9 protein-coding genes and 3 pseudogenes are annotated in these 10412 nt (G+C 56.5%); 7 read left to right on the top strand and 5 right to left on the bottom strand.

What is annotated here, in order from left to right; all coding sequences use genetic code 11:
• Positions 1 to 140: IS3 family transposase (locus WA922_RS08255; protein ID WP_424771215.1), on the top strand; the 140-nt coding region annotated here is incomplete at its 5' end.
• 563 nt (positions 141 to 703) lie between these two features.
• Positions 704 to 1636, top strand: a complete 933-nt coding sequence (locus WA922_RS08250) for a hypothetical protein (RefSeq protein WP_424771214.1) — start codon at positions 704 to 706, stop codon at positions 1634 to 1636.
• A gap of 284 nt (positions 1637 to 1920) precedes the next feature.
• Here WA922_RS08250 and WA922_RS08245 read toward each other — a convergent pair.
• The 5 genes and pseudogenes from WA922_RS08245 to WA922_RS08225 form a co-directional block, all read right to left on the bottom strand.
• A pseudogene (locus WA922_RS08245) lies at positions 1921 to 2106 on the bottom strand (integrase core domain-containing protein); the annotation flags it as partial.
• Positions 2107 to 2503: 397 nt separating this feature from the next.
• Positions 2504 to 3135 (bottom strand): annotated as a pseudogene (locus WA922_RS08240) (tyrosine-type recombinase/integrase).
• Between the two features lie 220 nt (positions 3136 to 3355).
• A complete protein-coding gene (locus WA922_RS08235) occupies positions 3356 to 5356 on the bottom strand; it encodes a site-specific integrase (RefSeq protein ID WP_424771213.1) in 2001 nt (666 codons plus the stop codon).
• A 604-nt stretch (positions 5357 to 5960) separates the two neighbouring features.
• A complete protein-coding gene (locus WA922_RS08230) occupies positions 5961 to 6311 on the bottom strand; it encodes an ArsR/SmtB family transcription factor (protein ID WP_424771212.1) in 351 nt (116 codons plus the stop codon).
• Positions 6301 to 6948 (bottom strand): peroxiredoxin, encoded by a 648-nt coding sequence (locus WA922_RS08225; protein ID WP_424771211.1) that lies wholly within the window; start codon positions 6946 to 6948, stop codon positions 6301 to 6303. Before WA922_RS08225 ends, WA922_RS08230 begins: the two co-directional genes overlap by 11 nt.
• A 75-nt stretch (positions 6949 to 7023) precedes the next feature.
• Between WA922_RS08225 and WA922_RS08220 the strand changes: the two genes are divergently transcribed.
• The 5 genes and pseudogenes from WA922_RS08220 to WA922_RS08200 all read left to right on the top strand — a co-directional run bounded on the left by WA922_RS08220 (position 7024) and on the right by WA922_RS08200 (position 10411).
• Complete coding sequence (locus WA922_RS08220; protein ID WP_424771210.1) at positions 7024 to 7956, top strand: MBL fold metallo-hydrolase; 933 nt, start codon at positions 7024 to 7026, stop codon at positions 7954 to 7956.
• Positions 7956 to 8399, top strand: a complete 444-nt coding sequence (locus tag WA922_RS08215; protein WP_424771224.1) for a YeeE/YedE family protein — start codon at positions 7956 to 7958, stop codon at positions 8397 to 8399. Before WA922_RS08220 ends, WA922_RS08215 begins: the two co-directional genes overlap by 1 nt.
• Positions 8399 to 8816: pseudogene (locus WA922_RS08210) on the top strand (DUF6691 family protein). Before WA922_RS08215 ends, WA922_RS08210 begins: the two are co-directional and overlap by 1 nt.
• Entirely contained in the window at positions 8813 to 9196 is a 384-nt protein-coding gene (locus WA922_RS08205) for a TIGR01244 family sulfur transferase (RefSeq protein WP_424771209.1), read from the top strand. The pseudogene WA922_RS08210 and the gene WA922_RS08205 overlap by 4 nt, the downstream one beginning before the upstream one ends.
• A 3-nt stretch (positions 9197 to 9199) precedes the next feature.
• Positions 9200 to 10411, top strand: a complete 1212-nt coding sequence (locus WA922_RS08200; RefSeq protein WP_424771208.1) for an FAD-dependent oxidoreductase — start codon at positions 9200 to 9202, stop codon at positions 10409 to 10411.
• Position 10412: the final 1 nt, after the last annotated feature.

The following is a 10412-nucleotide window of genomic DNA, read 5'->3' as shown; positions in this document are numbered from 1 at the left end:
TCTGGCGGCAGAAATGGCCAACACGAAGGCAGGCAGAGGCCGCTATCTTCCAGTACATAAACGGGTTCTACAACACCCGAAGACGCCATTCATATCTGGGCGGCATCAGCCCGCTCGCATTCGAAGCCAAGGTGGCATAATGAGATCAGTGAACGGCACAAAACCGTTACAAGTCCAACCTTTGCCAGTGACATCGGCGAGTTCCTTTGCGCGGTTCTCTTGTTTTATCTAGGTTTGCTATGGCACGAATTTGGGCACGCCGCAGTATGTCTGCGGCACTCAGGAAGTGTCGGCGGGATCAGAATGGGCCTGATTGGAGTAATTCCTTCACTAGCCACCGATGTAACTAGCGTCCAGTTCATCCCACCGCGGCAGCGAGCGCTCGTTGCGATTGCCGGACCGGTTTTCCATGCCTCAGCTTTCTGTAGCCTGCTAGCCTTGAACCTTGTCGGAATACTTGGGAGCGGGCCTTTCTTGCTATGCCTATGGGCTAACACAGCAGCAATTTTGTATTCACTCGTGCCAACGCATTCAAATGATGGTTTTTGGTTTTTTCACGACTTTGCTAATGTGGATTTGAGAAGTGACGACAAGGAAATTTTGAGTTATAATCGCGGCTTACGCGCTATTAGAGTTCTCCTACATTTAACAGCTGCAGGATCGTTTTTGATAGTGATCAATTTGATCTTCTAAGGATAAATTAATGAGCGTTTTCAGAGTTATGGGTATCTGTCTTCCTGCAATGATCTTCCTTTCATCGTGCGCAGGCGTGCAGGAGTCCGTTCGCAATTGGGATGCGGGGTTCTTGTCGGTCGAAGGTGGAGCAGATGGGGAGCGGGAGGTGGAGGTCACGGTGGATGGCCAGCCCGTCAAATTTCTGGTCGATCCCGGTTTCGGCGCTATGCGACTTTTGAACAATAGCGCTGCTCAGCAAATCGGCCTTAGGCCATCGGCAATCGCCGGGGGCTACGAGATTGGCCCGGTGATGCTCACGTCGCGATCCTCGACGGCTCAATTGGACAGTGAAAATTACACTGGTCCAGCGCGCTTTCACTGGTTCGGGCAGGATGTAACCACGCGGGCGGATGGTTTGATTTCGCCGGTCGTGCTTCCGTATGGAACGATCCGGTTCGAGTTGGGGCCGAGTCAGATTGGAGAAGAGATCAGGTCTCTACCGCTTGAAGGGTCAGGTATTTATGGTGTTTCTGGAGGTTATGGTAAGCTCCTAGTCCGAGACGATATAATTCGCGTGGCGATTGATCTTAACGTCGAAGATGCGGTTGCATCGGCTGATGTGGGAGCTTTACTGAGAGAAACCAATGGCGGCCGGTTTGTTGGGGTGAGTGAAGAACGCGAGATACGCTACGGCGTCGTTCGCCCGGTTCTGCGGCTCGTTCTTGACAATCCGTTGATCGTTGCTGGCCTGAGGGTGGAATGGGTTTTTGTGGAAGTCGAGCGCGCAGGCATGCTCGCACAAGAGGACAGCGATCCCGAGACGATCATTGTCACGGCACGAACGAACAGAAATGATAGAGACTACCGCCTTACTCTTGGCCAAGCCCAGCTGCGTTCATGCACTTTCTTCGAATTTAATAACCAAGCGTCTCTCCTCAGCTTTAACTGCACCTTTGGCTGAAAAATTAAGATGGGCGAAACGAGGCTTGAAATTTGTTAGTACAAACAGAGGGTGGCGGTTGCAAGGGTTTCGGTAGAGGACACGAAAGCGTAGACGTGAACTGCTGAAAACCGCTGCCAAAAGCCGCCAAAGGTGGTAATGCGGATGCAGCCCGACCGAGCCGTTGAATGTGAGGATTTCCCCTAATACGATGCATATTGTGCTATTAGTGTCCGTCGTCAGAACATTTGGCACAGATGGCTGCTTAGATTAGCGGAGCATCGGCCTCGTCTTGTTGGTTGATATTAGGCGGCGATCCTGCGGTGCTGCAAGCGCCGATGTTGGATGGTCTTTCGTTTGATCCTTTCTCGCTGTTTTAGGATGGCTGCGGCGCGGCCGAAGTAGGCGTCGGCGGGTGTCACATTGTTCAAGCTCTCGTGGTATCGCTGGTGATTGTAATGCTCGACGAACGTCTCGATCTGCTGCTCGATCGCTTCGATTAGGTCTTTATCGTCGGGCGACCTGACTCGGACTGCTTCGAGGACACGGTCGATCGCCGTGTAGCCGCGGTGTTCGTTGTAAAGATAGATCGAACCAAGCACGTCGAGATATCGGCGGCGAAACCAGTTCAGCATGTGAAGTTCTCCAGGCATACTAAACGCGCCTTGGGGCCAAAAGTTTCCATGGTGGAGGGAATATTAGGAAGAGGATGTTCGCATTTGCTGGTTAGTTCACGACTTTGAGATTAAACACCGGTCGCGCTCGCTTATAGGCTTTCCGCCTGACCTTACCACGGCGAATGGTTTCTTTCCACCCATAATCAGTCGCTCACGACTTCTTGCAGAAGGGAAAAGCGTCGCTTCCGCTTTGAGAAGGGCCGCCTTGAGGTCAGATTTCCGTTCGCTCCGCGATCAGTAAGGCATCTTCGATATCGACACCGAGATACCTGGCAGTGTTCTCGATCTTGGAATGGCCGAGCAAGATTTGAATCGCTTGGAGGTTACCAGTCGCCTTGTAGATCATTGAAGCCTTGGTTCGTCGCATCAAGTGCGTACCGTATTCCTCGCGGCGAAGTCCTATGGCTGTGACCCACTCATCAACAAGTCGAGCATACTGCCGGGTGCTCAGATGTCCGTTACGGTGTATCCGGCTTGGGAAGGCATAATCATCAATAGTGCCTCCGCGTCGCTCGAACCAAGTCATGAGGCTCGCTCGCACGTCACTCGTCAGTTCGAACTGAACCGGCCGGTGCGTTTTTTGCTGCATGATGGTCGCTCGTCTTCGGACCTCACTGCCAGCAACCAGTTACCGATTTTGAGTTTGACCAGGTCACAGCCACGTATCTTGCTGTCGATGGCGAGATCAAACAACGTTCGGTCCCTGATCCTTTGCTCGCGATCGAGAAAGAAGCGAACCGCCCAGATCTGCTTTTGCGACAAGGGCTGTCTGGTCCCGACTTTCTTCCCGGCGTTCCAAGGTGCTCGATCCTGCATTGCCGGATCATATTGTGAGTAGCCCATGGCATTTCTCCTAGGCCAGGGATTGGCCATAAGAGAAACGCGAAGGAACCCGAGCTCGAGCAAATCTTTCGGCAGCTTTTAGGCAGTGGGCAGGATGCTCTCAACGACCGAAATTGGGGCGCAAAGCTGCCACATAAGGTTCCTGCATCACAGATGCTCACCGCGCTTGCTTGGCTTCCGGATGACCAGGATCAGGAACAAAGCCGGAGAGGTGGTTTTTTTACTGCCGTGACGTCCGAGGCAACCGCAGACGTGAGGGCGACAAGCAAATCGTTTCTCCTTTTAGTTGATCCGTTACGTTCGGAATGGTGGCAACAGCATCGCGCAGAAGTGCCATGTGCGTTTTCGAATACCGGCCCTCGGTCTCGGATTTCAGAGAGTGCCCAGCAAAATCCGCACGTATCTCTGGTGTTATCCCGGCCGCCTTCATGAAATCAATTGCGGTATGCCGGAACGAGTGCATCCCCTGTCCAGCTTCCAGAAATGACAGGTCGCCAGCAATCTTGGTCCATATGCGCTTATAGAACGCATCGCCCATCGTGCCCTTGTTGCTCTCGGACGCAAGCTCAGGAAAGAGATCCGTTTCCCCCTCTTCAGAAAGCGCGCTGACGTAATCGATCAGGCCCAAATGCTGCAATGCGGATGCCACCGGCACTTTGCGTTCCGAGCTGATTGTCTTCAGACGCCGGATGTTATTGGGGCGGACGCAGAAATGCCAATGCCCGTCTTCCAGCTCCAAATCGGCAACTTCCAGGCCGCAGATTTCGTCCCGGCGCATTCCAGAATACCACGCGATCAACGGCACGAAATACCAGGCATCGTGAACAATCAGATTGCCTGCTTGCATCCGGCGGGCATGCGATTTTGAACCGGTCCACGGAGGGAGGCTGAAAACCTCCCTACCCTGTTCCACTGTATAGGGCGATCGCAGTTCGCGCTGATTACGGTCGTCGTTCATGATAAAGGCTCCATAGTCGAGTTCGGGCAATGGCTGGTGCTTTTGAAACCAGGTCGTGAGCTGGCGAAGAAAGCCCCAGTGACGGTTGGTCGTCACAACCCCGAACCCAAGGTCGGCGCGTTGCAACTGCCTGGATTTTTTCTGGACGCTATCTCCTCCTTTGCGCTTCCGACCCACTTCACGTTCAGCCTGTTTTTCGCCTGCCGCCACCCTCGCCTCGGTTTCCTCGACAATCTCCCAAATCGTCATGTCGCGGTGCTTGGGCGATTTGCGGAAGGAAGGTCCGTGAAGCTTTTCAAAACACTGATCGAGCTTCACCAGATCATCATGGATGATAGTGGCAAGCGGCCGCCCGCCCATCACCTGCTCTAAAAGAAGGGCGGGCAACTCGAACTGGGCACGGGTCTTGCTCGTCCACGGCTTACCGTTCTTTTGCCGCGAGGTTCCGTCCTTCCCTCCCGTGCGCGGATTATGCTCGAAGAATTTCTTCGCAGCCTCGGTGGGAAGCATTGCAGCCCAGGGACCGGCGACGACCGGTTGCGACTGGGTTGACGCAGCGGGTGCTGCCGGTGCCGCGTAATTTTGGGGAGCTACTCCATATCCGTCGATCGGCACCGCCGGATATGCTGATCCCGGATTGGCCAACACGTCGCGGAACTCGCGTATCGCAACGATGCGGGCTTCATTGACAACCTTGCGCGCCATCGCTTCGCGTAGCACCGATTGGCTGACCCCAATCTCTGCAAGCCTTGCGAGCGCGGCCTGGTCGGCGCCTTCGTGTTCTATTGATGCCGCTATGTCCGACCAGGCCAGGATGAGGACAGGCGCGTCATCATCGTCTGGGTCGATATGCGCAAAGAGGAAGTCTTCGACCTTTCCGTTCTTCGCCCCATCCTGCGCGGCCATCTCGCTGGCGCCAAGTCGCAGCGACAGCGCTTTACCGATGTCGTCGTGATCATCGGGCGGCGCGATGTGCAAAGTTGCATGCATCGTCTCGAGCCGGTCACGTTCCTCCAGCATCTGCCGCCGGTAGATTTCTGCTCTCTGCGCGCCTGTCAGGCCATCCCGCGCCATGTTGCTCATCATGTTCATCGCTACCCGCTCCCCTATCAACGTGAGGGCCGGCGCAAGCAGCCCTGCCCGTTTACGGCACGTTGTCTTGAGCGACATCCGTAATCGGAAAGGCTTATCAGGCCCTAAACGTATGAGTTTGCGATAGTAATACGTGCCCTGCTTGCGGGTGACGTTCTGTATGCCTGCCATGGCCGTGGTATCCTTCCGTGGCACCCTACCGTGGCACCCTACAGGGGCCATCCACGGCGGGATAAATGGAAGAAACCTTGTGTTTCAGAAGCTTGTGTCAGAACCGGCTGGGGTCCCTGCCGCCCCAGCCAACTATTTTCCAACCCGAGTAGAATTGCGATTTTGTTTGGGTAAATGGAAGCCAGACCGCAGATGTCCCCAGCCACTGTCCCAACAAGCTGTCCCAAGGCAGGGCTCGGCAGCAGACCGAAAGTGTCTGCATCTTGGCTCGAACCTGTGTTCAAAACATCAAACGCCGCGGCGCTGCCTATTGGTGGCGGCGGACCATATCGCCGGCCTGTCTGGCATTTTCTCAATCTCGACCCATGAGGATAGAGTTCAGTCTTTTCACACATGAGCGAAACGATGTGCTGCGGCATAGCCCGGCTGAACCGGGAGAAGGTGCTTCACCCTATTCAGAGCCGGTCATGCTTCAGCGCATACAGACGATGATAGAGTAGATAGAGAAGATAGAGAAGATACTGAACGTGCGGTAACACTTGGCGGATGGGTTGACGCTCGCCACGCCCGACAATGTTCCCCAAAAGAACATTGAGAAGTCTAATCAGCCCAATCGTGCAAACTGCGCCACCGATGCAGCGGGTCTATCCTGGTGTTCGATCACAGGTACTGCGTCGCGGCCGAAGGAGCCGATTTTGCTCACCAATTGGTCAATACTGTCCTGCTCGATCCAGTAGATAACCAGCTTTCCATCCCGCCTCGTGCCGACCAGCCCGCAATTGCGCAGGACGGCCAGCTGCTGGGACAGGGATGGCTGCGTGATGCCGGCTTTCGCTTCGATCTCACCGACGTTCAGTTCTGCTCCGCGCAAGGCTTCCAGAATGCGGTAGCGAATGGGATGGCCCATTGCTTTCAGCAATTCGACCGGCATCTGGCCTTTGAAACTATCGGCCATCGGTTTCGTCCGACAGGAACCAGGCGATCTCGGTCTCGGCTCCGAAAACAGAATCAAGATCGGGCTCCGGCGATGTGCAGAGAGCATCACCCGGTCGCCAGTTCGCCGGGGCGAGACCGCCGCCATCGACAGCCTGAAGCGCGTCCAGCGTCCGCAACATTTCAGGCACCGATCGGCCGACATTGGCGGGATAGCAATTCATCGCGCGAATGACGCCCGCCGGATCGATGAAGAACGTGTTTCGAACAGTAGCACTGTCCCCATCATTGTCGCCCACCATTCCAAACGCCCGGGCAATTACCAGTGTGGGGTCTTCCACAATGGGAAACCGGACTTCCACTCCCAGCCGGTCACGGATCATCCGAAGCCAAGCGAAGTGGGAGAACAAGCTGTCAATCGATAGCGCCATCAAGGCGCAATCGCGGTTGGTAAAATCGTCTGCGGCCCTTGCCAGTGCCACAAATTCAGTTGTGCAAACCGGCGTGAAATCAGCGGGGTGGGACAATAAAATGAGCCAGCGCCCACGAAATTCGTAATGGCGAATGTCGCCAGCCGTGCTGCGCGCGGAAAAATCCGGGGCGGTATCGCCGATGCGCAGTCCGGCGCATGATGCCTGTCTAGCGGGTCCCTCGTCCATCACCTGTCGCTATACACTTGACAGATATAAAGCAATACATTTAATGAATTACATAAATTGAATAAAGGAACCGAGATGAGCACCGATGACAAACCGCTCGCCCAAGCTTCCGATCAAATCGAAGCCGCATTGAGCGATCCCTGCAAGCGCCCCACCATCGCTGGCTTTTTCGACGAATCATCCAACACCGTCAGCTACATCGCTCATGATCCAGCCAGTTGCGAAGCGGCGATTATCGACTCGGTTCTCGACTTCGATTCTGCAGCAGGCCGCACATCTAACGGCTCCGCCGATCTGATTATCGAATATATCACATCTAAAAATCTGAAAGTGAAGTGGCTGATCGAAACCCACGCGCATGCCGATCATATTTCGGCAGCGCCGTATTTGCAGGAAAAGCTGGGCGGCAAACTGGCGATCGGGCGCGGTATCATCAGGGTGCAGGAAGTCTTCGGCAAGCTCTTCAATGCGGGCAGCGATTTTGAACGTGACGGTTCGCAGTTCGATCATCTGTTCGACAATGGCGACACATTCAAACTCGGCGAGTTGGAAGGCATTGCGCTCCACGTTCCCGGCCATACACCTGCGGACATGGCATTTATCATCGGCGATGCAGCCTTTGTCGGCGACACGATTTTCATGCCCGATTTCGGCACGGCGAGAGCGGACTTTCCTGGCGGCGACGCAGGGGAGCTTTTCCGGTCCATCCGGCGCCTTCTGTCCCTCCCGCGCAAGACCCGGTTGTTCCTGTGCCACGATTACAAGGCGCCGGGCCGGGACGAATATGCATGGGAAACCACCGTCGGTCTGCAGCGCGACGGCAATGTCCATGTAAAGGACGGGACGACCGAGGCCGAGTTCGTAAAGATGCGGACTGACCGGGACCGCGACCTGTCGATGCCGAAACTGATCCTGCCCAGCGTGCAGGTGAATATTCGCGGCGGGCGGCTGCCTGACCCGGAAGATAACGGCGTCAGCTACATCAAGATACCGGTGAATGCGGTATGATGCTGCCCGGCTTTCCTGAAGCGCAGCCTGTTGAGGGACTCATCGGCGGCATTATGATCGGGCTCGCGGCGGCGATCATGCTGCTCGGCACCGGGCGGATCGCCGGTGTGTCCGGCATGGCATCGCGCGCCATGCTGATCAGCCGTAGCGGCACACCGTGGCCGATAGCCGCCCTGTTCGTCGGTGGCTTGATCTTCGGCGCAGTTGTGTTCTCGGCTGTCGCAGGCCCTATCGAGGCGCAATATCCTCCGGGTGTCGGTTGGCTGATTGCTGGAGGGCTATTCGTCGGGTTCGGCACGCGTCTGGGTAGCGGCTGCACCAGCGGCCACGGCGTTTGCGGAATGTCGCGCCTCAGCCCGCGCTCTCTACTGGCCACGGCCACCTTTATCGCGACTGGCATTCTGACTGTCGCGGCAGTGAACTTGGTAGGAAAGGGTTGGTGATGGGGCGCTGGCTTCTCGCACTTGTTTCCGGTTCACTGTTCGGTGCCGGCCTTGCCCTTTCCGGTATGATGAACCCGGCGCGCGTCAGGGGGTTTCTTGATGTCTTTGGCGCTTGGGACCCCACGCTCGCCTTTGTGATGGGCGGTGCGGTTCTGGTGATGGCGGTTGCCTGGGTCATTCAAGGCCGGATGGCACGGCCGCTGGCGAGCGAGGATTTTCACCTACCGGGCACACAGCTGATCGATGCCAGGCTGCTGGGCGGCGCAGCATTGTTCGGCATTGGTTGGGCATTGGCAGGCCTGTGCCCCCGGCCCCGCTATCGCATCGCTCGGCACGTCGATCCTGCCTGCTGCAACTTTCGTGGCCGCCATGATCGCCGGAATGGCCATCTTTAAACTGTTCGGGAAGAACGCATGACGCGGAGCAAACCGGTGGACGCTGCCGATCTGAAACAATTGGGACCTGTGCTGACTGTGACCGGTCAGATCGCTCCGCCTGACGTTCAGGCCCTTGCGGAACTGGGCTATCGCTCGATCATCGGCAACCGGCCCGACGGCGAAGAGGCGGATCAGCCAGATTGGCAATCCATTGCCGTTGCGGCTGAACAGGCCGGTATGGATGCGCGCCACATTCCTGTGGGGGGTGACTTCACCGTTCAGGATCAGTCAGCCAGATTCGCTCGCGCGCTTGCCGACATGCCTACGCCCATCCTTGCTTACTGCCGGACCGGCAACCGCAGCACGCAGCTGTTCGAAGCTGTGTCAGGCACCACCGATGGCCAGCAGGCCCAGGAGTAAATCATGCACCACAAAATCTTAATCGCTGGCGGCGGCTCCGCAGGAATTGCAACCGCCGCATCGCTATTGAAGCGCAGGTCCGGGCTGGACATCGCGGTGATCGAACCACGCGGCGAGCATTTTTATCAGCCCGGCTGGACCATGGTCGGCGGCGGCATCTTTTCCAAGGAGCAAACGTGCCGATCCGAAGCATCTGTCATGCCGTCTGGCGTGAATTGGATTAAGGCCAGTGTGTCGGGTTTCGATCCTGATAACAACTCGGTGGCACTGAAGAACGGCACCACGGTTACCTACGATCTGCTGATTGTCGCTATGGGCAATCGTCTGGCTTGGGAGGAGATCGAAGGGCTGGAGGAGACGCTCGGCAAAAACGGCGTGACGTCCAATTATCGGTATGACCTGGCCCCCTACACGTGGGAGCTGGTTCAGAAGACCCGCCGCGGCCGGGCGCTTTTCACGCAGCCGCCGATGCCTATCAAATGCGCTGGAGCGCCGCAGAAGGCGATGTATCTGTCATGCAGTGAATGGGAAAAACAGGGCACGCTCGGCGATATCGATGTGGAGTTTCACAATGCAGGCGGCGTGCTGTTCGGCGTAAAGGAATACGTGCCCGCATTGATGGAGACCGTTGAGCGTTACGGCATTGATCTGGCGTTCACATCCAATCTGGTGCGGGTCGATGGCCCAAACCACAAGGCCTGGTTCAAGACCGAAGATGGCGAAGTCGAGAGAGATTTCGATATGCTGCACGTCTGCCCGCCTCAAAGAGGCAACCAAGTCGTTGCACACAGTGCGCTTGCTGATGATGCCGGATATGCCGAAGTCGATCAGGCCACTCTGCGCCACGCAAGGTTCGAGAATGTATTTGCGCTTGGCGACTGCGGCAGCACGCCGAATGCCAAGACGATGGCGGCAGCGCGTAAACAGGCACCTGTCGTTGCCACCAATGCACTGGCGCAACTGGACGGCAAGAGTGCGACAGCTGCTTACGATGGCTATGGCAGCTGTCCATTGACGGTCGAAAACGGCAAAATCGTGCTGGCGGAATTCACTTACGGCGGGAATCTCGCCCCGTCCTTCCCCAGCTGGGTTCTTGATGGAACCAAGCCTTCTAAACTTGCCTGGCGGCTGAAAGCGCAAGCCCTTCCCCCAATCTATTGGGACGGTATGCTGAAGGGCCGCGAATGGCTCGCCAAGCCGGTTCCGATTGGCTGAG

Origin of the sequence: Pontixanthobacter sp. (assembly GCF_049682855.1) — a bacterium.
Lineage (GTDB): Bacteria > Pseudomonadota > Alphaproteobacteria > Sphingomonadales > Sphingomonadaceae > Pontixanthobacter.
This window is presented reverse-complemented; position numbering and strand designations above follow the sequence as displayed.